The 26,074-nt window shown below is 31.9% G+C and carries 25 protein-coding genes; 13 read left to right on the plus strand and 12 right to left on the minus strand.

The window, feature by feature from the left end; all coding sequences use genetic code 11:
• Together KQA_RS20450 and KQA_RS0202920 are read left to right on the plus strand one after the other, a co-directional pair.
• Positions 1-819 (plus strand): T9SS type A sorting domain-containing protein (locus tag KQA_RS20450; protein ID WP_010177915.1); only part of this gene is annotated, 819 nt, incomplete at its 5' end.
• Positions 820-1,351: 532 nt separating this feature from the next.
• A complete protein-coding gene (locus KQA_RS0202920; protein ID WP_157366572.1) occupies positions 1,352-1,861 on the plus strand; it encodes a hypothetical protein in 510 nt (169 codons plus the stop codon).
• A 407-nt stretch (positions 1,862-2,268) separates the two neighbouring features.
• Here the strand turns inward: KQA_RS0202920 and KQA_RS0202925 are convergent, their stop codons facing one another.
• The 5 genes from KQA_RS0202925 to clpB all read right to left on the minus strand — a co-directional run bounded on the left by KQA_RS0202925 (position 2,269) and on the right by clpB (position 7,267).
• On the minus strand, positions 2,269-2,493 hold the full coding sequence (locus tag KQA_RS0202925) for a hypothetical protein (protein ID WP_010177918.1): 225 nt from the start codon (positions 2,491-2,493) through the stop codon (positions 2,269-2,271).
• A 659-nt stretch (positions 2,494-3,152) separates the two neighbouring features.
• Positions 3,153-3,464: a type II toxin-antitoxin system RelE/ParE family toxin gene (locus tag KQA_RS0202935; protein ID WP_010177922.1), complete on the minus strand. Its 312-nt coding sequence runs from the start codon at positions 3,462-3,464 to the stop codon at positions 3,153-3,155.
• Complete coding sequence (locus KQA_RS0202940; protein WP_010177924.1) at positions 3,448-3,681, minus strand: hypothetical protein; 234 nt, start codon at positions 3,679-3,681, stop codon at positions 3,448-3,450. Before KQA_RS0202940 ends, KQA_RS0202935 begins: the two co-directional genes overlap by 17 nt.
• A 324-nt stretch (positions 3,682-4,005) precedes the next feature.
• The gene (gene smpB / locus KQA_RS0202945) at positions 4,006-4,470 is read right to left on the minus strand and encodes an SsrA-binding protein SmpB (RefSeq protein WP_010177926.1); all 465 of its coding nucleotides are present in this window, start codon (positions 4,468-4,470) and stop codon (positions 4,006-4,008) included.
• A 211-nt stretch (positions 4,471-4,681) separates the two neighbouring features.
• Complete coding sequence (clpB, locus tag KQA_RS0202950) at positions 4,682-7,267, minus strand: ATP-dependent chaperone ClpB (RefSeq protein ID WP_010177927.1); 2,586 nt, start codon at positions 7,265-7,267, stop codon at positions 4,682-4,684.
• Positions 7,268-7,637: 370 nt separating this feature from the next.
• Here clpB and ytxJ point away from each other — a divergent pair, with 370 nt between their 5' ends.
• The gene (gene ytxJ, locus KQA_RS0202955; protein WP_010177929.1) at positions 7,638-8,030 is read left to right on the plus strand and encodes a bacillithiol system redox-active protein YtxJ; all 393 of its coding nucleotides are present in this window, start codon (positions 7,638-7,640) and stop codon (positions 8,028-8,030) included.
• A 111-nt stretch (positions 8,031-8,141) separates the two neighbouring features.
• Here the strand turns inward: ytxJ and KQA_RS0202960 are convergent, their stop codons facing one another.
• The 7 genes from KQA_RS0202960 to KQA_RS0202990 all read right to left on the minus strand — a co-directional run bounded on the left by KQA_RS0202960 (position 8,142) and on the right by KQA_RS0202990 (position 16,238).
• Entirely contained in the window at positions 8,142-9,074 is a 933-nt protein-coding gene (locus tag KQA_RS0202960; protein WP_010177931.1) for a T9SS type A sorting domain-containing protein, read from the minus strand.
• 162 nt (positions 9,075-9,236) lie between these two features.
• The gene (locus KQA_RS0202965) at positions 9,237-10,508 is read right to left on the minus strand and encodes an adenylosuccinate synthase (RefSeq protein WP_010177933.1); all 1,272 of its coding nucleotides are present in this window, start codon (positions 10,506-10,508) and stop codon (positions 9,237-9,239) included.
• A 1-nt stretch (position 10,509) separates the two neighbouring features.
• The gene (locus tag KQA_RS0202970) at positions 10,510-10,968 is read right to left on the minus strand and encodes a Fur family transcriptional regulator (RefSeq protein ID WP_010177935.1); all 459 of its coding nucleotides are present in this window, start codon (positions 10,966-10,968) and stop codon (positions 10,510-10,512) included.
• Positions 10,969-11,134: 166 nt separating this feature from the next.
• Positions 11,135-13,348 carry a RelA/SpoT family protein gene (locus KQA_RS0202975; RefSeq protein WP_010177937.1) on the minus strand — a complete coding sequence of 738 codons (2,214 nt, stop codon included), beginning with the start codon at positions 13,346-13,348 and terminating at the stop codon, positions 11,135-11,137.
• 95 nt (positions 13,349-13,443) lie between these two features.
• Positions 13,444-14,157, minus strand: a complete 714-nt coding sequence (locus KQA_RS0202980) for an SDR family NAD(P)-dependent oxidoreductase (RefSeq protein ID WP_010177939.1) — start codon at positions 14,155-14,157, stop codon at positions 13,444-13,446.
• 9 nt (positions 14,158-14,166) lie between these two features.
• On the minus strand, positions 14,167-15,399 hold the full coding sequence (locus tag KQA_RS0202985) for a M48 family metallopeptidase (protein ID WP_010177941.1): 1,233 nt from the start codon (positions 15,397-15,399) through the stop codon (positions 14,167-14,169).
• 38 nt (positions 15,400-15,437) lie between these two features.
• On the minus strand, positions 15,438-16,238 hold the full coding sequence (locus KQA_RS0202990) for a TrmH family RNA methyltransferase (RefSeq protein WP_010177944.1): 801 nt from the start codon (positions 16,236-16,238) through the stop codon (positions 15,438-15,440).
• A gap of 334 nt (positions 16,239-16,572) precedes the next feature.
• Between KQA_RS0202990 and KQA_RS0202995 the strand changes: the two genes are divergently transcribed.
• The 10 genes from KQA_RS0202995 to KQA_RS18415 all read left to right on the plus strand — a co-directional run.
• Positions 16,573-16,989 (plus strand): hypothetical protein, encoded by a 417-nt coding sequence (locus KQA_RS0202995; RefSeq protein WP_010177946.1) that lies wholly within the window; start codon positions 16,573-16,575, stop codon positions 16,987-16,989.
• A 127-nt stretch (positions 16,990-17,116) separates the two neighbouring features.
• Positions 17,117-17,917: a DNA alkylation repair protein gene (locus KQA_RS0203000; protein WP_010177947.1), complete on the plus strand. Its 801-nt coding sequence runs from the start codon at positions 17,117-17,119 to the stop codon at positions 17,915-17,917.
• Positions 17,918-18,317: 400 nt separating this feature from the next.
• The gene (locus KQA_RS0203005; RefSeq protein ID WP_010177949.1) at positions 18,318-18,755 is read left to right on the plus strand and encodes a hypothetical protein; all 438 of its coding nucleotides are present in this window, start codon (positions 18,318-18,320) and stop codon (positions 18,753-18,755) included.
• A 146-nt stretch (positions 18,756-18,901) separates the two neighbouring features.
• Positions 18,902-19,558 carry a metal-dependent transcriptional regulator gene (locus KQA_RS0203010; RefSeq protein WP_010177951.1) on the plus strand — a complete coding sequence of 219 codons (657 nt, stop codon included), beginning with the start codon at positions 18,902-18,904 and terminating at the stop codon, positions 19,556-19,558.
• Positions 19,548-21,830 carry a TonB-dependent receptor gene (locus KQA_RS0203015; protein WP_010177953.1) on the plus strand — a complete coding sequence of 761 codons (2,283 nt, stop codon included), beginning with the start codon at positions 19,548-19,550 and terminating at the stop codon, positions 21,828-21,830. Before KQA_RS0203010 ends, KQA_RS0203015 begins: the two co-directional genes overlap by 11 nt.
• Before the next feature lie 12 nt (positions 21,831-21,842).
• Entirely contained in the window at positions 21,843-22,763 is a 921-nt protein-coding gene (locus tag KQA_RS0203020) for a metal ABC transporter solute-binding protein, Zn/Mn family (protein ID WP_010177955.1), read from the plus strand.
• Between the two features lie 2 nt (positions 22,764-22,765).
• Positions 22,766-23,512, plus strand: coding sequence for a metal ABC transporter ATP-binding protein (locus KQA_RS0203025; RefSeq protein ID WP_010177957.1), 747 nt, complete (start codon positions 22,766-22,768; stop codon positions 23,510-23,512).
• 71 nt (positions 23,513-23,583) lie between these two features.
• On the plus strand, positions 23,584-23,952 hold the full coding sequence (locus KQA_RS0203030; RefSeq protein ID WP_010177959.1) for a four helix bundle protein: 369 nt from the start codon (positions 23,584-23,586) through the stop codon (positions 23,950-23,952).
• 78 nt (positions 23,953-24,030) lie between these two features.
• Positions 24,031-25,140 carry a metal ABC transporter permease gene (locus KQA_RS0203035; protein ID WP_029209429.1) on the plus strand — a complete coding sequence of 370 codons (1,110 nt, stop codon included), beginning with the start codon at positions 24,031-24,033 and terminating at the stop codon, positions 25,138-25,140.
• Positions 25,133-26,074 (plus strand): metal ABC transporter permease (locus tag KQA_RS18415; protein ID WP_010177964.1); only part of this gene is annotated, 942 nt, incomplete at its 3' end. The genes KQA_RS0203035 and KQA_RS18415, both read left to right, overlap by 8 nt.

Below are 26,074 nucleotides of genomic sequence, written 5' to 3' on the forward strand. Positions count from 1 at the left end.
TTAACAATTTCAGGGAATTTTGTAAAATGTATAGTTGAAAATTGGAATTCAAATGCATTTGGAACTTGTGAAGCTGAAGAAGTAGTGGATGAAGGACCTGTTGACAGTAAATTAGTACCTAATGGAGTAGGAACTAAAATTGAAATTGAAGCACCAACTCAAATTAATGCATCTCAAAAAACACGATTGGATTTTGCTGCAATTGGATTAAAACCAGATAAATTTGATGGAGAAGGTATTTTTACTGGATTTGATAATGGTAAGGCAGTAACTATTAATATGAATGGATTTCTTGCAGAGGGATCTTATACAATTCAAGTTGTAATGTCATCTTCTATTGGTTCATCTGGTTATTTTGTTGGCTTAAGAAGGGATTCTGGAAAAGTGTTACTTGGTGAAGCTAAAGCGCCTAGTACTGGAGGCTTAGATAAGTATCAAATTGTAACTATTCCAAATGTAACATTTACAGCAGATAAACAAGATATAGCTGTTGGAATAGAAAGACCAGGAACAGGAACAATTAACATAGAATCTTTTTATGTGATTGCTGATAATGATCCTGCATTAAGTATATCTGAATTTGATGCTGCATTAGCAAATCAAATTAAATTATATCCTAATCCAGTAGTGAATGATGTACTTACAATTGAATCTCCAGAAGATTTTGAATATTCAATTTTTGATTTGGAAGGAAAAACAATAGTAAGTAAAGTGAGCTATGATAAAGCAGTTGTTATGTCTGCTTTTAGTCCAGGTATATATTTTGTACAATTATATATAAATGGTAAATCACAAGTATATAAGATCATAAAAGAATAGTAAAAGATCAATATTTGATATTAAAAAGCTGTCTAGAAATAGGCAGCTTTTTTATTTTCATGCATATTTAAATTTATTTTTTATGTGCCAAAAATGAAAGCCGATGCATGTAATAGAAAATCTATTCTATACCTAATACCATTTATCATTTGAAATTATTGTAATAAATCGGCCCCTTCTTCTTTTCAATTTCAACATAAAAAGAAACCGTAATTATAGCTATGTTAAAATTAAGAAAACACTTGTATTTTATTGAGTATTTAATACCTAAAAGAAAATATTATTGAATAATACGGATTAAATCATTGATATTTTTTAAGAAATATAGATTTTAATAGAATGGTGTGGGGCGTATTAGACGACTTTAAAGTTCTGTATACAAGTCTTTTATAGGTGTTTGTTAAACTTTTCTTATTTTATTTGTAATATTAATACTAAACTTTAACATTTAGATGCTTGTTAATTAGTGTTTTATATCATTATATTTGTATTTAAACGATTAAAAATGCATTTAGTCGATAAATTACAAAAAATGATGAAGAAAATTTTGATAGTACTCGTATTGACTTTTGTTAAAATTTCATCCATCAATGCACAGGATGTAAGTATAGATGGTAGACTACAACCTTTATTAAATGAATTTTTTACAGTGTGTAAAAAATATGACATCACTTATTATGATAAGTTATTCAAATTAAAAACTATTGATATTGTAAATACGCTAACAGTTTCGGAAGAAGGATCAACTTTAGGAATGCTAAAAAGAAATGAAGAAGGTCAAGTGATATCAATTGACATCAATTGGGTAGCACAATTAGATAAAGAAATTTTAAAAGTAGTTGCTTTTCATGAATTTGCACATTATTTCCTAGAATATTCAACCCATGTTTGTGATGATTGTGGACATATAATGTCTGTAGTAAATTCGGATTATTTTAGTATTGCTAATGATTGGGATGTAAAGTTAAAACAATTGTTTGAGGAGTCACCAGCTTATGTGAAAAAGCAAACTGTAGCTTATGTTGAGCATGAAAAAGAGTAAGATAATATTAATTTAAATTAAGTAGTACCTTCCTAGATTCAATACGCTATAGCATCATTAACACCCCACCATGTACTAGACCCGTAGGTTTGGTGATGTAAGAGGCGCACTCGTCTCAATTATGGAGAGAGTCGTTTACTTGACTGTAGCCAGTCTTTTATTGAGAGCTCTAGTTTGATTCACACCCATTAATAATACTATGGATGCAATGATTCCGATTGTTAGATTTCCTAAAAACGTAATATCGAAAGGATTGAATACTATTAAAATGATACTTCCTATTACCCATAATAAGTCTTGAATAATAATCCATAAAACGGCTATTTTTCTTTGTTTTCGGATTTCATACCAAATAGTGATTGTAAAATAGATTAAAATTAATAACTATATAAAAGTCGCTTAGTAATTTATACCAAATTTACTAGGTAGTCCAAATCTTGATTTGGAAACTCCATTATTGAAACAAGATTAGGTTTTTGATTGCCTATTAACAATTCAGAAATCTTGTACTTGCTAATTGGTTTTGCTTCTACTTGCTCATATAGAAAATTCATTTGTTCAAAGTAGTAGTTTAAAGCTTCTTTTTCATTTGGATTAATTGTTGCCAAGATAATTAAAATGACTTTGTACATATTTTTTAAATTTTATGATTACAATCACAAAATTCAGGAATATCACTATTAAAAACTTTGATAAATGTCAAGTAATCAAGTTATACTCACTCTACTTAAAGTTTCTAATGAAATCCCTAAATAGGATGCTATATCAGTTCTAGAAGCTTTTTTAATTACATATGGATTTTTGAGCAACAATAGGTTATATCTTTCAGAAGCTGTATAAAATTGTAATGCTGTAATTCTTTCCTGTAATCTTATTAAGTGATTGATTATTATCTGTCGAAAATCTCTCTCGACTTCTGAATTTTTAAGCGATTCTTTTTCGATTTCATTCTTGTTGATAATATGTATCACCGAATCTTCAATAGTTTCGATATATTGATTACTTTTTTTGTTCTGATAAAACCCACTTATTGAAGTTAAATAAGTATTACTTGTTCCGAATCAATCTGTGATTTCCTTTCGGTCTTTTAGATAATAAACTCTTACTAGACCTTTTTCTATATAAAATAAGTCATTCACAGAACGTCCTTCGGATAATAATTGAGTTTTCTTCTTGTAACTTTCTTTATGTCCTAACTCTAATACCTTTTTCAATTTCTGTTTTAATTAATCATAACGTTCCGCATAAGAAACATAGGGTAGGTGATAAGCGATACGTTACAGTTTATTAATTAGCTAAATATAAATGTTTTACTTTTATCAGGATTTTGTCTGTTTGAGAAAAAAGATAGTATTTCAACAGTATTTTCCTTTTCTCGATAATACATTATGTTGAACTTTTTAATTACAATTCTTCTGACTTCTTTGAATTCTGATTTTGGAAATAAACTTGGGTTTATAGAAATTAATTTAAGCGTTTTATCAATTTCAGTTGATAACTTTCTCATTTCACGTTCTGTAAAATGTGTTTTAAGATAATTATAGGTTTCAGTCAATTCCTTCAGAGCATGGTCAGTCCAAAGAATTCTATAACCACCTTCCATAAATCTTTTCAGCCTCTGAATTTGGGTTTAGTTTTCCTTTTTTAGCATCCATTAAACCCAGTTCAATAGATTTTTTTTCAGACTCTGATATTTCATTCCACCAATCCTTGGTTTCATTTTTTCTCAAGTCCATTATTTTTTGAATCAAGGAACTATCTTCCAAAGTCGTTAACCATTGGATGAGCTCTATTTTGGCACTTTGAATATTAATTTCCATAATCCAAAATTAATTTATTTTAGTTAGTTGCGCAAATTCTGACTAACGTCAATTTTGTTTACTGATTATCAGTTTTTTATTAAATCCTAAATCTTCAGGTTTTAAACCAAATTAAAAATTGTACAAAGAGTTAAAGAAGTTATCGGCAGTTAGCTTTTAGCTGTTGGCTTTTTTATGTGCATCAAAATGCTAATAGCCATGAATAAAAATGAATGTTTAAAAAGGTATTGACTTACAGCCATAGCAGAAACTATGTTACTTTCAGTTCATAATGCTTTTTTTGTTGCTAATTTAATTTTTGAAGGAGGAAGATCAAATTGTGCACTAAAAATTCTTTTTAATTCGGGCCAATTCAATTTTATTATCTCTGTCTTTTATTGTTTCTCGTTTATCGTGAATCTTTTTTCCTTTGGCTAAGGCTACTTTTATTTTGGCAAAACCATTTTCGTTGGTAAATACTTTTAAAGGCACGATAGTGAGTCCTTTTTGTGCTACTTCTTTTTCAAGTTTACGGAGCTCTTTTTTGTTTAAAAGAAGCTTGCGTTCGGATTTGGGAGCATGATTAAAATAAGTAGCGTGAGAGTATTCTTGTATGGTCATATTAATAACAAAAAGCTCACCACGGTTATTAAATTCACAAAAACTTTCGGCAATACTAGCTTTTCCTTCTCTAATTGATTTTATTTCAGTACCACGTAAAACAATTCCAGCAGTATAAGTGTCAAGTATTTCGTACTCAAACCTTGCTTTTTTGTTTAAAATATTAACACTGTTGTTCTTTTTTTTCATAGTGCAAACAAAAATACATAGATTTTATAATTCTTAATTTTTATTTAGAATAAGTTTTTGGTAAAAGTTGATATAAAGATGGAATTAGTGCTAAAAAAACAGCGCCCGTATTTCTGTAAATACGAGCGCCATTAACCAACTAACTAACTTAAAACTAATCTCAACACTTAAATTAAAGCAATAAATGTGCCAAAAGTGTCTTTTGTACTATTTATTCCTTATTTCGAAATACAATTTTATGATCAAAGGTGTCAATTAAAATAACACTATCAGTAGTTACACTTCCTTTTAGTATTTGTTTTGATAATTCATTTAATACTAATTTTTGAATTACTCTTTTTACTGGGCGTGCTCCAAATTCGGGTTCAAATCCTTTTTCAGCTAAAAATGATTTTGCTTCAGTAGTGGCATCTATGGTAATCCCTTGTTGGGCTACCATTTTGGCAACTCCTTTTAGTTGAATAGTTACAATTTGTAAAAGATCGGTTTGGGTTAAAGGACTAAACATTACAATGTCGTCAATTCTGTTTAAAAACTCAGGGCGCAATTGTTGTTTTAGTAAACCTAATACTTCACTCTTAGCTGCCTTATTAGCAGTTTCGGTATCTTTTAGGCTTTCAAATTTTTCTTGTATAATATGGCTTCCCATGTTTGAAGTCATGATAATAATCGTATTTCTAAAATCGGCAGTTCTTCCTTTGTTATCAGTAAGGCGACCTTCGTCTAACACTTGTAATAAAATATTAAAGGTGTCCGGGTGTGCTTTTTCAATTTCATCAAGCAATACTACCGAATAAGGTTTTCTGCGCACAGCTTCGGTTAATTGTCCACCTTCGTCATAGCCCACATAGCCTGGAGGTGCGCCCAATAACCTACTAACCGAGTGACGTTCTTGATATTCGCTCATGTCAATACGTGTCATGGCGTTTTCATCATTAAATAAATAGTTAGCTAAGGCTTTTGCTAATTCGGTTTTTCCTACACCGGTGGTACCTAGGAATAGAAATGAACCAATGGGCTTGTTGGGGTTTTGTAAGCCAGCTCTACTTCTTCTTACTGCATCACTTACTGCTTCTATAGCATTATGTTGCCCAACTACTTGTTTGTGTAGCTCGCTTTCTAACAATAATAATTTTTCACGATCACTTTGTAGCATTTTAGTAACTGGAACTCCAGTCCATTTAGCAACAACTTCAGCAATATCTTCATTGGTAACGTCTTCTTTAATTAACGAGGATTCTTCGCGAGCATCTAATTGTTTTTGAAGTTCATTTAATTGTTCTTGAACCTCTTTAATTTTTCCGTAACGAAGTTCGGCTACTTTTCCATAATCGCCATTACGTTCGGCTCGATCCGCTTCAATATTTAATTCTTCAATCTGTTGTTTACATTGTTGAATGGTGTCAACAACTTCTTTTTCACTACTCCATTTGCTGTAAATTTCATTGCGTTCTTCTTTTAAATTAGCCAGTTCAGCATTTAAACCTTTTAATTTTTCGATATCATTTTCGCGTTTTATGGCTTCAATTTCTATTTCTAATTGCATTATTTTTCGATCAAGAACATCAAGCTCAATGGGTTTTGAGTTAATCTCCATACGAAGTTTCGATGCAGCTTCATCCATAAGGTCAATAGCTTTATCGGGTAAAAAACGGTTGGAAATATAGCGTTGAGAAAGTTCAACAGCAGCTATAATGGCCTCATCCAGAATGCGAACTTTATGGTGAGTTTCATATTTATCTTTGATACCTCTAAGTATAGATATAGCACTTTCGGTGTCGGGCTCATCCACAATTATTTTTTGAAACCTACGCTCTAATGCTTTGTCCTTTTCAAAGTATTTTTGGTATTCGTCCAATGTTGTAGCTCCAATAGCTCTTAATTCACCTCTGGCTAAAGCGGGTTTTAAAATATTTGCGGCATCCATAGCACCTTGTCCACCTCCGGCACCTACTAAGGTGTGAATTTCATCAATAAATAATATGATATTTCCATCAGAAGTTGTTACTTCTTTTACTACTGATTTTAAACGTTCTTCAAATTCTCCTTTATATTTGGCTCCAGCAATTAAGGCCCCCATATCCAAAGAAAATAATTGCTTATCTTTTAAATTTTCTGGGACATCACCTGCTATTATTCTATGCGCTAAACCTTCCGCTATAGCGGTTTTACCTGTTCCAGGTTCGCCAACTAGCATCGGGTTATTTTTAGTTCTACGAGAAAGAATTTGGAGTACGCGTCGTATTTCATCATCACGACCGATAACAGGGTCTAACTTTCCAGTTTCGGCAAGTTCGTTTAAATTTTTAGCATACTTATTAAGTGATTGATAGGTGTCTTCGGCACTTTGTGAAGTAACACGTTCGCCATTTCGTACTTGGTCAATAGCGGCTTTTAATGATTTTTTAGTTACTCCTTGATCCTTTAAAATTTGAGCAATTTTACTTTTTGAATCAAAAATGGCTACTAATAAATGTTCAATAGAAACATAGTCATCATTCATTTTTTTCGCAATAGTATTTGCTTCTAAAAGGGAAGTATTGGCACTACTACTCAATTGCAGTTGCCCTCCTTGAACTTTAGGGAAGCTTTGCAGTGTGCTATCTAATATTTGAGTAAGTAGCAGCTGATTTACATTCAGCTTCTTTAATAAGTAGGGGAGTACGTTTTCGTCAACTTCGCTTATCCCTTTATATATATGTTCATTTTCAATTTGCTGGTGTCCTAAGCCTTGTGCAATTTGTTGTGCTTGCTGAATGGCTTCTTGTGATTTTATGGTATAATTATTAAAATTCATAGTTTTTTGTGTTTTATCAAGACTATTCAATAGTTGTGCCTTGTAAATTAAAGCGTCAAAATGTCTTTTAATTAGGTCTTTTCACTGACTTTTTGTCTTGATTGTGATTAATTTTACTATAGCTAGATGATGTATGAGAACTTTGTTGTGAGGTATAAGGGGAAAGTTTACTAAAATCGAGGGCTTTCTTAATTTTAGTATGCATCGTTAGGGTTAAATTTAAAAGTACAATGAAACAATTGATTTTATAGTGCTTTAGATTTGTGATGGATTTTTTATGGCTTAATCTGGGGTGAAATTTTGCAATAGGAGAAATTATACATTGTAAGAAATTTAATTTTTTACGACTTTTGAAGCAAATAAAAGTATTATGGGATTATTTAGTAGATCAAAAGATAAAAAAGCGAAAGAACCAAAGAAACAATTTCCTTGGATTCCTTTAACGGAAATGTCACAACTTGACGAAATAAAAGAGAAATCCAAAACCAAACCTCAGGTTATTTTTAAGCATTCAACACGTTGTGGGATTAGTAGCATGGTAATTAAGCAATTTGAAGCTACTTATAGTTTAGATGAAAATCAAGTGGATGTGTATTATTTAGATTTATTGAATTACAGACCTATCTCATTACAAATTGCCGAAAAATTTAGTGTAATGCATCAGTCACCACAATTGATTGCTCTAAAAAATGGTGAAGTAGTGGGGCATGCCTCGCATCATGATATTAGTGCAGCTGCTGCTGATTTGACTAAATTAGTATAGTAAGCTTTGTTATATACTATACTACTTTTGTCATAGTAAAGATTTAGAATAAAAAAAGGTGTTTGAAATATTAAATTTAAACACCTTTTTTTGTTAGTTTAGTAACTTTTACTATTTAGTCACGGTTAATCTTTTTGTTTGGGTTTTTCCATTACTTGTGGTGAACTTCATTAAATATAGTCCTTGACTTAAATTGGCAATATCAATATCAAGACTAGTGTCTGTAGTTGATGCAAGAGCTGTTTTAACTAAAGATCCTGTGATGTTAAAAATTTCAACAGTTTTAAGGTTGCTATTTTCTATATTAAATACCCTTACTGTTTCTTTTGCAGGATTTGGGAAAAAATCAAGATCAACATATTCTGATAAATCAAAATCTCCAACATTCAAGGTTGATTCGTCTATAGTAAGTTTTAGGGTGCCTATTTTTAGATTAGGATTAATAGGAGTGTCATTATTGGTTATACGAGTAATTCCTTCAGCAGGACTTGTTCTAGGGCCACCTAAATTATAAGTAGTATTAGATCTAGTACCTGCATCGTAAGCATATAAATCCATAGTAATTTCTGAAATCCAGTCACCTCCGTTATCTTGTAATGATAAACTATTTACAGCAATCATCCAATCTGGACTAGGTGCTATCATTGATGCTAAAGTAACTAGAGGGAAGTCAGAATTTACTTCTAAACTTTCTATAGTTATGTCTCTTCTGGTGCCATTAAAAAAAAGATCTGGACCTACCGTAACATTGTATGCGTTGTTAGGTATTTGTGCGTTAACTTCATTTACAAATGTACCAGTAGTACCTAATTCAGCAACACTTGTTACTCCTGGGCTAGCGAGTTGACCCATTTCTAAAAAAGTAACATTATTATTGTGAGTAGCCACTACAAGGTCTGTAAAGTGTGCATTGGCTCCAGGGAGTGGTCCGTGTGCTTCCCAGTTACTTGTAAATTCAAGTTTATAATTGACAGTTTCCTGTGCATATAGAGAAGCGTAACTTAATACGATTCCGCACAATGAGTTGAGGATTAATTTTTTCATTTTTTTTGCAATTTGATTTGTATCGGTGTAAAAATAAAAAAATAATTAATTTAAATTTTTTGCAGATTTTTAGAATAAGATTAACGACAAAAAAAAGCGTTAACCAAACAAGGTTAACGCTTTTGAATTGATACTATAATTAATAGTTTTTAGACTATTTATTTATCTATTTATTGTTTGTTTTCTATCTGGTCCAACAGAAACAATAGTGATTGGAGTTTCTAATTCTTTTTCTAAAAACTCAATATAGTCATTAAGCTCTTTTGGAAACTGACTTTTATCTGTCATTCCAGTTAAATCTTCGGACCAACCTTTTACTTCTGTATATACAGGTTCTACATTTTCGGGTTCAATGTTGTAAGGGAAGTGTTTAATAGTTTCACCTTTGTATTTGTAAGCGGTGCATATTTTTAATGTATCAAAGCCACTTAATACATCACCTTTCATCATCATTAATTGTGTTACCCCATTTATTTGAACAGCGTACTTTAATGCAACTAGATCTAACCAACCACATCTACGTGCACGTCCAGTTGTTGATCCAAATTCATGACCAACTTTTGCCATACGAGCACCTTCATCATTAAAAAGTTCGGTTGGGAATGGTCCGCTACCTACACGAGTGGTGTATGCTTTAAAAATCCCAAATACATCTCCAATTTTATTAGGAGCAATACCTAGTCCAGTACAAGCTCCAGCAGCAGTTGTATTTGATGAAGTTACAAATGGATAAGTTCCAAAATCAACATCTAATAATGAACCTTGAGCACCTTCGGCTAAAATAGTTTTTCCTTGGCGTTGTGCTTCAAATATATATTCTTCGCTATCAATAAAAGTAAGTTCTTTTAAGTTTTCAATAGCGTTAAAAAAGTCTTCTTCTAAAGCTTTTAAGTCATATTCTAACTCTACACCATGAAATTCAATCATAGCTTCGTGCTTATTAGCCAAATTACGGTAGCGCTCTTTCCAGTCACTTAATTCTAAGTCACCAACTCTAATTCCGTTACGTCCGGTTTTGTCCATATACGTTGGACCAATACCTTTAAGTGTAGATCCAATTTTAGCTTTACCTTTTGCGGCTTCACTAGCGGCATCTAATAATCGGTGTGTAGGTAAAATTAAATGAGCTTTACGCGAAATAAGTAATGTTTTTTTATAATCAACATTAAACTTATTTAGGTTATCTAATTCCTTTTTTAAAATTATAGGGTCAATAACCACACCATTACCTACCAAGTTAATAGCTGTTTTGTGAAAAATTCCACTTGGAATAGTGTGTAATACATGTTTGTATCCATCAAATTCAAGGGTGTGTCCCGCGTTTGGTCCACCTTGAAAACGAGCAATTATATCATAATCATTCGTAAGAACATCAACAATTTTACCTTTACCTTCGTCTCCCCATTGTAGACCCAATAGTAAATTTACAGCCATTTTATGCGTTATTTTTATTTTTAGTTCCGTAAAAATACAGCGAGTGATTCGTGATTGTTACGTCAAATATTTCTTCGATTGTTTTTTTTATTTGTTGAATACGTGGGTCACAAAACTCCAATACTTCACTAGAATCTGTAAGTATAAGATGATCATGCTGGCGATCAAAATAAGATTTTTCATATTGAGCCAAATTTTGACCAAACTGATGTTTACGAACCAATTTACAGTCTAGCAGTAATTCAATAGTATTGTACAGTGTAGCCCTACTCACTCGGTAGTTTTTGTTCTTCATTTTAATATACAAAGATTCTATATCAAAATGTTCATCACTTTCATATATTTCCTGAAGTATAGCAAATCTTTCGGGAGTTTTACGGTGTTTGTGTTCCTCCAGAAAAGAAGTAAACACTTGCTTCACCGTTTCTTGGTCGTTTAAACTATTTTTCTTGGTACTCATTCAAAAAATAAAAAAGCAAAGTTAAGCTATTTTTTAAATCTTAGTTGATTTTAAAAAGCGAAGTTTTACGGGTTATTAACAAAGTGTTAATTGTATGCTATTTATGGCATTCAATTAGTTTTAATTTATTGCATCTAAATTAGAAAATATTATAACTAGTTAATAATTAATCTCTAATAACTTTATCAATACCTTTAATTTTATTAAGTCTTTGAATTATAGTTTTTAGAATATTTTGATTTTTAACGCCTACGGTAATATTTCCTTCAAAAACTCCATCATCACTAGTAAATGCAATTTTGTAAATAGCAACATGTAAATTATTGGATATTACTTTGGTAATTTCATTAACTAAGCCCATATTATCTATTCCAGTAAGTCTTAACTCCGCTTTAAATTCCTGTTGGGTAGAGTCAATCCACTTTGCTGTCATAATGCGGTAGGCATAATTACTTTGTAGTTGTAATGCGTTTGGACAATTATGTTTGTGAACTTTAATTCCTTCGTTAATAGTTAAAAAGCCAAAGACGGAGTCACCGGGAATGGGGTTACAGCAATTAGAGAGTTTATAATTTAATTTATCTTCATCTTTACCAAAAACAAGAAGATCATAATTATTGGTGATTTCATCACTATTAATTTCGTCATTAGTACTATTTTTTCGAATTCTATTTTTGAAAAAATTAATTAAAGTATTGCTTTTTGTAGAAGAGAAATCCTTTATAATTTTATTATCAATGGAACCTATTCCTACGCGATAAAATAAATCTTGGCTAGTTTTTAAATTGCAAAAATTGACTAATTGGTTAATTATTTTTTCATTAAAAGGAATACGTTGTGAGCGTAGTTTACGTCGTAATATATCTTTTCCTTCTGCAGAAACAATTTTCATTTCTTCATTTAATGAAGATTTAATTTTTGCTCTAGCTCTCCCCGTAGTTACGTAATTAAGCCATTGTTGCGTAGGTTTAGATTGTTTTGAGGTGATAATTTCGACTTGATCTCCGCTGACTAGTTTATGACTTAATGGAACTAATTTTCCGTTAACTCTGGCACCTCGAGTTCGCATCCCTATTTCGGTATGTATGCTAAAACTAAAATCAAGTGCTGTAGCTCCTTTTGGTAATGACTTTAAGTCGCCATTTGGAGTAAATACAAATATTTCTTTTGCGTATAAATTAAGTTTAAATTCTTCAACAAAATCAACAGCATTAGTTTCTTCATTTTCTAAAGCTTCTTGTAATTTGTCAAGCCACTCATCTAGGACATTGTCGCCTTTTTCATCACTATTTTTGTATTTATAATGTGCAGCATAACCTTTTTCGGCAATTTCATGCATACGTCCGCTTCTAATTTGTACTTCGACCCATTTGTTATCGGGGCCTACTACAGTGGTATGTAAAGCTTCGTATCCATTAGATTTGGGGTTCGAAATCCAATCACGCATTCGAGTGGGATTGGCCCTAAAAAAATCGGTAACAATACTGAAAATTTTCCAAGCGATAAACTTTTCGTTTTCAACACTTACTTTATAAATAATACGAATAGCAAATTTATCATAAACTTCTTCAAAACTTACGTTTTGCTTTACCATCTTTTTCCTAATAGAATAAATGGATTTTGGCCTACCTTTAATTTCGTATTCTAAATTTTCTTTATCTAAAGCTTCGCTAATTTGACTTGTAAAGCGTTGTATATAGGCATCCCGTTCCTCTTTGGTTTCGGTCATTTTTTGCGTAATGTCCTTAAAAACTTCTGGTTCGGTATATTTTAGACCTAAATCTTCTAACTCGGTTTTAATGTTATAAAGTCCAATACGGTGAGCTAGGGGGGCGTAAATATATAAGGTTTCGGATGCAATTTTTACCTGTTTATCACTACGCATGGAATCCATAGTTTGCATATTATGCAAACGGTCTGCTATTTTAATAATGATTACACGAATATCATCATTAAGCGTTAATAACATTTTTCGATAATTCTCTGCTTGCAGCGATATCGGTTTGTCTTCATCTTTATTTAGAATCGAAATTTTTGTTAGCCCATCAACTATTCGGGCTACAGTTTCACCAAAGAGACGCTCTAAATCATTCAGTGTGTATTCAGTATCTTCGACAACATCATGCAATAATGCGGCAGCAATGGAGGTGGCATCTAGTCCAATTTCACTTGCTACAATTTTTGCAACTGCAATAGGGTGAAATATATAGGCTTCTCCACTTTTACGACGTTGTTCTTTGTGTGCATCTACAGCAGTATCGAAGGCTAAACGAATTAGCTTTTTATCATCGTCACTTAATGTACGATAACTAATGCGGAGTAATTCCTTGTATTGTTTGGCAATTTGCTTATTTTCTTCTTCTATAAATGCTTCCGTCATAATTCTAAAATACAATTTATTTGTAAAAATTAGTTCATTGGAATGGCTATTTTAAAAAAAGAGCTTGGTGTTTTTTCCGGAATACTAATTATTAACTATAATTTTTTGTAAATAAAATGTGGTAAGTTTTTGAGTAGTAAAGCAAATATAATCCATCTTTTGGTAATATAACAAATGCTTCTTTTTTTCTTTATTGCCCTAAAAATTTGTTGTGCTGCTTTCTGTTTTGGAGCAACCCAAAATAGACCTGCTCCTTTAGCCATTCGGGTATTAACAAAACCAGGTCTTACATCGGTAATATATATTGGTAATTTGGTTTGATGTAATTTTTGTCTAATACCTTCTAAATAATTTATTTGATAGGCTTTTGAGGCATTATATGCAGGAGCAATTTTACTTCCTCGTAAACCAGCAATAGAGCTAATACAAACAAAATGACCTGCTTGTTTTTTTAGAAAATAATTAATAGACCAATTGATAATTTCCGTAAAGGCTATTACATTAAGTTTATTTGTTTCTTGCTCAATTTTTAAATTTAAAGAATGATTAAGTTCTCCAATACCTGAGCAAAAAATGAGTAAATCAAGCCCTCCGAGTTTGTGAACCAATTCTTCAATTTTAGCAGAATTTTCTGCAGTGGTACAATCAAAACTGCTTATAATAAAATGGGTTGGAGCTGTTTGTTTTAGACTTTCAAGTTCCTTTGATCTTCGAGCTGTAATGCCTACCTTATAATTGTTATGAACTAGCAATTTTGCAAGTGCATTGCCAATACCCGATGAGGCACCAATTACAATAGCTTTTTTCATTATTAATGTTTAAGCTCTTAAATTTCGAATACGTTTAATTAATGAAGGATGTGAGTAGTGATAAAACTCATATGCTGGATGCGGAGTCAGGTTACTTAGGCTATTTTTAGAAAGCTTTTTTAAACTTGTTACCAAAGGTTCGGCTCCAAAGGTCTCCTTAGCGTAATCATCTGCTTCATATTCAAATTTACGTGAAAGAATATTCATTAATAATCCCGTAATTTCGGAAATAGGGGTATACAATATACCAAAGGCAATTAATCCAATATGGAAAGTAGGTGTGGTAACTCCAAGCGCTGCCGATAATTCGGGACTAGCTACAAAAAATGACAATAACCAAAGTGTAAATCCTGTGAGTAGGATTGATAATGTTAGGTTATAAATAATGTGTTTTCTTTTGTAGTGTCCTACTTCGTGAGCAAATACAGCAACAATTTCATCCTCATCCAAATCATTAATAAGGGTATCAAAAAGCGTTACTCTTTTTTCGCTTCCAAAACCAGAAAAATAAGCGTTTGCTTTGGTGCTCCTTTTTGAACCATCAATTACAAAAATTTTATCTAATTTAAATCCTACTTTATTTCCATAAGCTTCTATTTTATTACGAAGCGAACCTTCCTCTAAAGGAGTTTGTTTATTGAATAATGGCACAATTAATTTGGCATAAAACATATTCATGAAAAATGAGAAAAAGGCTACAAATCCCCAAGCGTACAACCAAAAGTTAGGTCCTGCAATTCCATAAAACCAAATAATTAAGGATAAAATACCACCACCAATAATGGCCATCATTAACCAGCCCTTTATTTTATCCATAAAAAAGGTTGCTACGGTCATTTTATTGAATCCAAACTTTTCTTCGATTACAAAATTTTTATAATAGGAAAAAGGAAGATTTATAATATCATTTCCAATCATAATAATTCCAAAGAAAATTAATCCAACTACAATTGGGTTGCTACTATATGAAAGGGAAAAATCATTCACTAGTTTAAAACCATCAAAAAAGAAAAAAGCTAAAGTGAGAGTTATTGAAAAAAGATTAGTTAATAAACTAAAACGATGATTCGTTTTTTTGTAATCCATTGATTTTTGGTATTCTTCATCGGGATATACATCTTGAAGCTCATTAGGTAAAGTTGCTCCATATTGTTTAGCATTTAAACTATCCAATACATAGTCAACAATAAAATTAATGACAATAATGGCTATAAGAATATAAAATACGTTAGTTGGATTCATAAATAAATAAAATTTTGGCTGTAAATGTACAAATTGACTTAGAAACCGCGTTGTCTTTTGGCTTCAAAAATTAAAATACCTGCTGCAACAGATACATTCATGGAGTCCACACTACCGGACATAGGAATAATGATATTTTGAGTAGTGTTTATTCTCCAGATTTCACTTAAGCCTTCATGTTCTGTTCCTACCACAATTGCGGTAGGTTTAGTGTAGTCTTGTATATGATAAGGTGCGGAGCTTTGTAATGTGGCTCCATAGCTATTAATTTTTTTTTCTTTAAGGAATGTAATAATTTCATCTGTAGTACCTGTAGCAATTGTGTTGGTGAAAACGCAGCCTACGCTTGATCGTATAATGTTTGGATTAAAAAGATCAGTTTTTGGATTTGCTATTAACACGGCATCAACATTGGCGGCGTCTGCGGTTCGTAATAAAGCTCCAATATTACCAGGTTTTTCTGGTGCTTCGGCAACAAGTATTAAAGGATTTTTGTGTAAATGCAATTCAGAAAGTGATGTCTTTTTTATTTTAGAAACACCAATCACACCCTCGGTTGTAGTTCTGTATGCAAGCTTTTGGTAAACTTCAATGCTAATTTCTGTAATTTGTAGGTTGTGTAGGTAATTTTGAAATATATTTTCAAATTTTTCAATAGCAATAATATCAGCACAAACATAGATATCAGTAAGTTGATAGTTGGCTTCTAGGGCGAGCTGAATTTCTTGGATCCCTTCAATAATAAAACGCGCCTCTTTTTTACGTGTTCTGGATTTTTCGCGTAGTTGGAAAAGTTGTTTTATGCTAGGGTTGTTTGGACTTTCAATTCTTCGATACATAGGCTGCAAATATACTATTTTTGGCAACTATAAATTAAGGGCAAAATATAGTCTATTGTGTGGTTATTAGAAGTGATTACTTACAAACAATAATGCATAATGCTTTTTTGTTAAAAATTAGTTTTAGAAAGGGATTTTGTCATAAAATAAGAGTGAATTAAGCTACAACGTTTTAGTGTTTGTTTTGTAATTTGGTAATGAATAATGCTTTATGTAGTGTATTTTGATCATATATGTTATTCTTTTAGCGTTATATGTTATTAATATTTTTAAAAGAATAGGTAATTTTTTAGTGTTTGGTTATGTTTGTAACATAATTTTAAACAATTAATTTATGAGTTTATTAAAAAAAATATTGAGTTATGGATTAGTCGCATTAATAGGACTTATTTCATTAACATCATGGATGCCAGCAGAAGAAATAAAAGCAATTCAAAAGAAAGATGAGACGGTAAGTTTTTCAGGAGATGTTTCTGAAATTTCTTCTGATAAATCAATAACTTTTGATGTGGCCTATGTAGCAAAAAAATCAAGAGAAATTGTTGTTGAAATATGGAAAGATGGTGCATGGGTAGCTAATGGAAATGCAAATGTTAAAAAAGGTAATAAAGTCAAAAAGATTACTGTTAACATGAAGAAAGGTCTAGCACCTGGAAAAGGCTATTTATTAAAATTACAATTAAGACCACCTGGTTCAACATGGAAAGAAGCCACTGCTTTCTTTCAAAAAGAAGGAGTGGTAGTAAAATAATAATAAATGTAGTTTAGTTTTACATTTAAGCCTTTGGAGTGTATGCTTCAGAGGCTTTTTTTAGTACATTTAATAAGATAACACGAGTTATATATACTGAATTATTATTTGCAAACCGTATTCCATCATGATTCCAGAAAATATTACAAATAGAAAAGGTCCCCGAAGTTTAAGAGATATCAATCCCGAGGTGATTCCCTATTTAAATAAAGGATTAATTGAAACTAAAAATTTAATGGAATGGTTAGCTGTTGATCAATTAAAATTATTAAAATTGGTTTTAGTTGACTTAAAAAGAAGTGATTGGTATACTAATTTTGAAATAGCAGTTAATGCTCAAAAAAAGCCTACCGCCAATAGTAATACAAAAATTATAGGTGAAGTTTTAGGTACTATGACAAAAGATTTAGCACTCTATAATAAACTGCAAAAACATAGTTCAGACTTAGTAAGGTGTTGGTCATGTTGGGCGCAAAGTATGCATTATAATACTGTTGCAACATTGCTTAAGGGATTACAAATGTATGCTGCTGATACGCATTTTGGTGTACGTGAGGTGGTTATTTTTGCAACCAAAGAACGCATAATAGCAGATTTAGATACGTCTATTGACATACTTGCTAAATGGACAGCTAGTTCGGATGAGAATATTAGAAGATTTTCGGTGGAAGTTTTAAGGCCTGTAGGGGTGTGGACAAAAAAAATAGCTGCCTTTCAAGAAAACCCAGAAAAGGCTTTATCCGTATTGAATGCCTTAAAATCGGATGAATCAAAATACGTACAAGATGCTGTTGGTAATTGGCTAAATGATGCTAGCAAAACACAACCCAACTGGGTAATGGATTTGTGCAAGCAATGGGAAAAAGACTCACCAACCAAAGCAACAATTTATATTATCAAAAGGGGTATGCGAACACTCAATAAATAGTAAAGCATTTTTTTTCAGTGCATTAGTAATCTAATCTTGATTCGTGTTTTTTGAAATAGAGTGATCCATAGTCTTTATTGGATACAGGTGATTTTTATTACGATAATCACTAACTTATAGTATTTTTTTAAAATTTTAACAAAAAAATAGAAGGCTAACTATTTTGTTAGTACTGTATGAAAATAAATGACTATTTTTTTATTTATTGGATTGAAAATGAGTTTTTTATATTTTACTTTAATGTTTTATTGCTTTTTAAGATGTAAATAATAACGAGCTTTAAATATGTTTTTTTCTAAAATGGATTCCCAAAAATACCATTCTGAGGGTAATGATGTTGTTGATTGATTTATAGAAGTTTATATTTGAAATAAACTAAAACAAAACATACTAAAAACACATGAATTATTTAAAACTATCAAAATCACGAAAAAAATATTATGCTGCATTATTTTTTTCGTTGGTAATTATGGCATTTTCTTACGGACAAAAAAAGCGCTCATTTGTAAAATTTGACAATGATCCAGCCATGATTCTCAATAGAAGAGCAGGTCAATTTGAACATTACCAAATAGAGTATTTTTCTAAAAAAAGTGCAACCATTTATTTAGAATTAGTGGATAAGTATGATAAAGTTGTTGCTAACTCAATACTTGAGCTTAAAGGACGTAAAAAAGGGCGAAAAGAATTAACCATAAGACTATTTCCAGAATCAAAATTGAAACCAAGTAGTAATTATAAATATCGATTATCTATGTACGAAGCACCAATGCATGTATGGGAAAATTTGGTGACAAGTATCGAAATAGCGGGAGTAAAGGTGACTTCCAAAATATAAAGATTTAAAAATTTTGTGCTGCCTCAATATTTTAATATTGAGGCTTTTTTTGTTGATTTTTTTAAGTTGATGGTTTTTTTAATTAATATTTTAGTATACCTTTGCTGTAAATTTAAGTAAGCTTAAAAATTAATTAAAGAAGCCTTATGTCTGTAGCTATTGAAAATTTTGTAAAAGCTATTTATAAAAATAAATCAAGGAGTGAGTTTGACACTAAGCCTAGCACTATTGCTAAAGAGTTGAATATCTCCAGTGCTGCCGCGACTGATATGGCTAAAAAGCTAGCTATTAAAGGTTTGTTGGATTATGAGAAGTATCAAGAATTAAAGTTAACTCCAAGTGGCGATGTAATGGCATTAAAAGTAATTCGTAAACATCGTTTATGGGAAGCTTTATTATTTAAATTATTTGATTTGTCGTTACATGAAATTCATAGGGAAGCAGAATTGTTAGAACATGAAACTTCAGATTTTTTAGCGGATAAAATTCACGAATATTTGGGTTTTCCAGATTATGACCCTCATGGGGACCCTATTCCAAATTCAAAAGGAGAATTACCCGAAGTTAAAGAGGTGATTATCCTAGGTGAAGCCGAAGAAGGGACTTATCAAATTGCAAGATTGCAAAGTGATGGCGAAGAGTTTTTTGATTTTTGTAGTGCTAATGGGTTAACCAATGGAGCTAAAATAAAAGTAGAAAAACAATTTAAAAGTATGGGGATGACCCAAGTGAAAATAAATGATACTGTTGTAGTACTCAACAAACAATTTACTTTTTTAATACAATTAATACATGCAAAATAAATTATGGATATGGATGTGCCTTTTTACATTAGGTTTATGGGCACAAAATGGTGAAATTTCAGGAATCGTTTATGTAGATGATCAACCAGTTGAGGGAGCCGAAGTTTATGTGAAAGGAATTCACTTGAAGGGTACAACAACAGATACAAATGGTAATTTTTTGTTGAGCGGATTAAACGTAGGGAGTACAGAGGTCTATTTTTCATATGTAGGTGCGGTTTCTCAAACTCGAAAAATCACAATTAAAAAAAACATACAAAGTATTAGTGTCAATTTAACATCGGATACTCATTTGGATGAAGTAATAATTTCAGTTCCAGGATCTAGATTACAAAAAGATTTGGTGGTTAACGTAGAAAAAAAGAAGCTGTCGGATATTAACAAAGCAAGTTCCAATACTTTGGCCGAAAGTATTACTAATATTAATGGAGTATCACAAAATAGTACTGGTAGCAGTATTGGTAAGCCAGTTATTAGAGGACTAACAAGTAATAGGGTAGTGACTTATGCTCAGGGTACCCGAATTGAAAATCAACAATGGGGAGCAGAACATGGACTTGGAATTAGTAGTAATGGGATAAAAAGTGTGGAGGTGATTAAAGGTCCAGCTTCACTACTATATGGTTCAGATGCTATTGGAGGAGTATTGTATTTTGTTGATGAAGATTTTACCAAGCAAAAAGTAGAAGGAGCTATTGAATCTGGTTATTTTACTAACACACGTACTACTCAAAATAGAGGAGGAATCAAATTAGGATTTGGGGATTTTAAAATAAACGCTTTTGGTGGGTATACCTTAGCCGGGGATTATAAACTGCCTAATGATGCTAATTTTGCAGCTGACCGGGCGTTTAATACACGTTTTTCTGAGCGAAGTGCAAAGATAGCTTTGGGATTAGTTAAAGAAAATTACAGTACAAAATTTACCTATAGCTATTTGAATAACTTTTTTGGTATACCAGTTCCTACCGAAGGTAATCCAGCATTTACAAATAGTTTTGATGTAGATTTAATAGATCCAATTTTTGCAAATCAAGCTGATAATTTTGTATTGCCATTTCAAGATGTTACGCAGCATGTTTTTGCCTTAGAGAATAATTTTAAAATTAAAGAGGCAAATTTATTATTGACTTTAGGCTACTCCATTAATGATAGACAAGAGTTTAATGAGACTAGAAACAATCCCGATTTGTATTTATATTTAGATGTATATAATTATAATTTAAAGGTGTCAGATATTGTTAAAACATCTAAAATAGATGTCACTTTGGGAGCTCAAGGTTTATTTCAAGATAGTGAAAATAGAGGATCTGTATTTTTAATACCCGATGGAACAAGTCTTGAAAATGGTGTTTTTGGTTTATTAAATTACAAAGCTACCGAGCAATTAAGGTTTCAATCTGGGGTGCGTTTTGATAGTAAAAATGTAAAAGCCGATGGGGTAGTGATTAATGAGTTTACTAGTTTTTCTGATTTCAATGAAACCTACAATACCTTAAATTACTCAGTAGGGACAAAATATGATACAGGGAATTTTACTTTCCGATTTAATGTGGCTTCAGGATATAGAGCCCCTAATGTTTCGGAACTGTTATCCAATGGAGAACATGGAGGTACAGGACAAATAGAGGTGGGAGATGTAAATTTAAATAGTGAATCGGCAACACAATTTGATTTTGCGATTACTTATAAAAACAACGATTTTGATATCACGTTAAATCCATTTTATAATCGTATTTCCGACTATATTTTTATTGCTCCTACGGGAGAAAGACGTACAGTAGATACGGGAGAATTACCCGTTTTTGCTTATTTGCAAGAAGATGCTACATTATTTGGAGGAGAATTTAATTTGAATTACATACCTAACTTTTTTCCTAAACTAAGTTTTCAAACTGGAGCAGCGCTTACTTATGGAAACAACAATGATGGTAATCCTTTACCATTTATTCCACCAGTAAATTTTAATACTAAAATTTCGTATGATTTGAGTCTTGGTCACCAATTCAAATTAAATAGTATTTATTTGCAACAACAAAATTTTTTAGAACAAAATAGAATTGCAGATAATGAATTTAAAAATGATGATTATCATTTAGTTGATATAGGATTAAACGCATCATATAAAGAATTTAATTTTAGTTTAGCAGTAAAAAATATAGTTGATCAAGAGTATACAGATCATTTGTCAAGGTTAAAAACTACTTACGAAGGTTTTAGTGTCCCTAATCCGGGTAGAGATATAGTTTTTAATTTAAAATATAATTTTTAGAAACACCTATTCATGAAAAACGCCATACAACTATTTTCTTTTTTATTAGCACTATTACTTATGTCTTGTGGTAAAAAACAGAAAAACCTCAATGATAAATTAAACATAGTTACCACTACAACAATGATTACCGATATGATCACTGCTGTTGGAGGCGATAAAGTATCTGTACAAGGTTTAATGGGGAGTGGTGTGGATCCACATTTATATAAGGCAAGTGAAGGCGATGTAACAAAATTAACACAAGCAGATGTTATTTTTTATAACGGTTTACACCTAGAAGGAAAGCTGGAGGATGTTTTTGAAAAAATGAAGCACACCAATAAAAAAACAATAGCATTGGCTGCTTGTTTGGAAAAAGAGAAGCTCATTGTTTCAGAAAATTTTGCATCAAATTACGACCCACATATTTGGTTTCAAATAGATTATTGGATCCAATGTGTGAGTTATGCTGCTGCAGAATTAGGGAAATTAGATGCTAAAAATAAAGAAGTATATCTTAAAAATGCTTCTGCTTACATAGCAAGTCTTAAGTCTTTAAAACAAGAAAACGAAAAATTAGTAAGTACACTCCCAGCAGCAAAAAGAATTTTAATTACGGCACACGATGCCTTTAATTATTTTGGAAAGCTATATGATTTTCAAGTAGTCGGTTTACAAGGTTTATCAACAGCAACAGAAGCAGGTGTGCAGGATGTTCAAAATTTAGCTAACTTTATTATTAAGAATAATGTAAAAGCCATTTTTGTGGAAAGCTCCGTACCTAAAAGAACCATCGAGGCATTACAAGCTTCGGTGCAATCAAAAAATCATGAGGTAATTATCGGGGGAGAATTATTTTCGGATGCCTTAGGAACCGCTAATACACCAGAGGCAACTTATGTTGGTATGTATGCGCATAATATGTCAACGATTGTAAATGGATTAAAATAATAATGGATAAGGATAGTCAGAAATACGCCATAAAAGTCGATGATTTAACCGTTGCTTATAACTATAAGCCCGTATTGTGGGATATTGATTTGGCTATTCCCGAAGGTGTTTTAATGGCCATTGTAGGTCCAAATGGAGCAGGAAAATCAACATTAATCAAATCCATTTTAGGTATTATAAAACCCATTGCTGGGAAGGTAACTGTTTTCGGAAAATCATATAAACAACAACGTTCATTAGTGGCTTATGTACCACAAAAAGGTTCGGTTGATTGGGATTTTCCGACCACTGCACTCGATGTAGTACTCATGGGTACTTATGGGAGTTTAGGTTGGATTAAACGTCCAGGACAAGTTCAAAAAAAACAAGCCCTAGAAGCTTTAGAAAAAGTAGGAATGCTTTCTTTTAAAAGCAGGCAAATAAGTCAATTATCTGGAGGACAGCAACAGCGGGTATTTTTAGCCCGAGCTTTAGTACAAAATGCAGCAATATATTTTATGGACGAACCTTTTCAAGGAGTAGATGCCACCACAGAAATTGCTATCATAAATTTATTAAAAGAATTGCGTAAAGCAGGTAAAACTGTTATTGTAGTACATCACGATTTACAAACAGTACCCGAATATTTTGATTGGGTTACCTTTTTAAATGTAAAAAAGATTGCCACCGGCCCCGTTAAAGAAATTTTTAACGATGATAATCTAACCAAAACTTATGGAATTAACTACAAAGTAAGTGTGCAGAAGTAGGTTTTTTAGATTATAGTTCTTAGTGGTTAGATTTTTGTAATTTTTTTAAATGAATAATTTGATAAATTATCATGGAAGAAGTTAAATTTAGGTTTGAAGACTTAAAAGTATATCAGAAAGCATTAGATTTTGTTGATTGTGTTTATGATATATGTGATTCATTTCCTAATTCAGAAAAGTATGGTTTAGTATCTCAATTTACAAGAGCATCTATTTCCATATCTTTAAACATAGCAGAAGGCTCGGCTGATACTGATAAGCAATTTAATAGATTTTTGCAAATGGCTCTAGATTCGTTAAATGAGTGTGTTGTGTGTTCAACAATATCTAAACGAAGAGCTTATATAACAGAAGATAATGATAAAAATATATGGAAGCAATTAGCTGAATTATCAAAAATGATATCGGGTCTAAAGAAATATTTAAATAATAAAAATTAATTTTAACCACTAACCACTAACCACTAACCACTAACCACTAACCACTAACCACTAACCACTAACCACATAATAGAATACATAAAACTACTATCAGAAGATTACACACTTCAAGTAATCACATTAGGTACTGCCGTATTGGGGGCAGTTTGTGGTATGTTGGGTAGTTTTGCGGTATTGAGAAAACAAAGTTTATTAGGAGATGCTATTTCACATGCTGCTTTGCCAGGTATTGCTATTGCTTTTTTAATTACAGAAACTAAAAGCCCTGTTGCATTGCTTTTAGGAGCTTTAATTAGTGGTTTGTTAGGAACATTTTGGATTAAAGGAATGATTTCTAAAACGCATTTAAAATCGGATACAGCGCTTGGTCTGGTGCTTTCGTTATTTTTTGGAGTAGGGATGTTGTTATTAACGTATATTCAAAAACAACCAAATGCGAACCAAGCCGGTTTGGATAAGTATCTATTTGGGCAGGCAGCAACATTATTAGTAGCAGATGTTTGGTTACTTTCTGGAGTGGCACTTTTGAGTGTATTGGTACTATTATTTTTTTGGAAAGAACTAAAGTTGTTGTTATTTGATGCCGATTATACCAAAACCTTAGGTTTTAATGTACGTTTTTTGGATGTGTTAATTACCAGCTTTATTGTGTTAGCTATTGTTTTAGGCTTACAAACAGTAGGAGTAGTGCTAATGAGTGCTATGCTTTTAGCGCCGGCAGCAGCGGCAAGGCAATGGACAAATAGTTTAGGAATTATGGTGGTTTTAGCAGCTATCTTTGGTGCTTTTTCGGGAGTATTTGGTACGGCTATTAGTGCGTCAACTAGCGGTTTGTCTACTGGGCCAGTAATTGTATTAGTGGCTTCATTTTTTGTGCTGATTTCTTTTGTTTTTTCTCCCGAAAGGGGGATACTTTTTAAGCAGATTAGAAAGTATAAAAATCGAAAGGCTTTAAAACTATTTAAAACCTTATCGGTAATGTATGAAATTGCACAAACGCACGAAGATATTTCGAGACCACACGCGATTAAAATTTTGAATAACTTTTTAGGCTATTCGGTGAATACGTTAAAAGAATTAGAGGATCAGGAATTGATAAAAATTAATGGTCAAATGTGGTCAATGACAACAGAAGGTTACCAAAAAGCGGCACAATTATTTAATCAAAATATGGATAGTAATGAGTAGTGCTCAAATTGAAATACAATTAATAGCTGCTGTAGTAGCAGCCGCTTGTGCATTACCAGGGGTATTTTTAGTACTGCGAAAAATGGCATTGATAAGTGATGCTATTAGTCATTCAATTTTACCGGGAATTGTAATAGGTTTTTTTATCACGCATGATTTAGCTTCTCCTTTAAATATTTTATTGGCAGCGTTAACAGGAGTAATTACTGTGGTGTTAGTTGAGTTTATTCAAAAAACAGGTTTAGTAAAAGAAGATACAGCAATTGGGTTGGTTTTTCCGGCCATGTTTAGTGTGGGGGTTATTTTAATTGCTCTTAATGCCAATGATGTACATTTAGATGTTGATGCAGTTTTGTTAGGCGAATTGGCTTTTGCTCCATTTGATCGAATGATTTTTAATGAAATTGATTTTGGCCCTAAGTCGCTATGGGTAGTAGGCGTAATTTTTATAGTTTCATTAGTTCTTTTGATTACTTTTTATAAAGAGTTAAAGGTAAGCACCTTTGATCAAGGTTTAGCGGCTGCTTTAGGTTTTTCGCCAGTAGTATTACATTATGGATTAATGTCAATAGCATCGGTAACTACAGTAGGGGCTTTTGATGCTGTTGGTGCCATTTTAGTAGTGGCTTTAATGATAGCCCCTGCAGCAACGGTGTATTTATTGACTAATGATTTAAAAAAATTATTGGTAGGATCGGTATGTGTTGGTGTATTTTCAGCAATTTCGGGCTATTGGTTGGCTCATTTGTTGGATGCTTCAATTGCCGGAGCTATTACCACTGTTCTGGGGGGCGTATTTTTATTATCTTATTTATTGGCACCGAGTAAAGGTTTGTTTTCTGTGTTATACCGACAAAAACAACAACGAAAAGAGGTGATGTTACTTACTTTTTTATTGCACATTCAAAATCATGCAGAGGAAGAAGAGCGTCAC

The organism is Aquimarina agarilytica ZC1 (assembly GCF_000255455.1).
GTDB classification, from domain to species: Bacteria; Bacteroidota; Bacteroidia; order Flavobacteriales; family Flavobacteriaceae; genus Aquimarina; species Aquimarina agarilytica.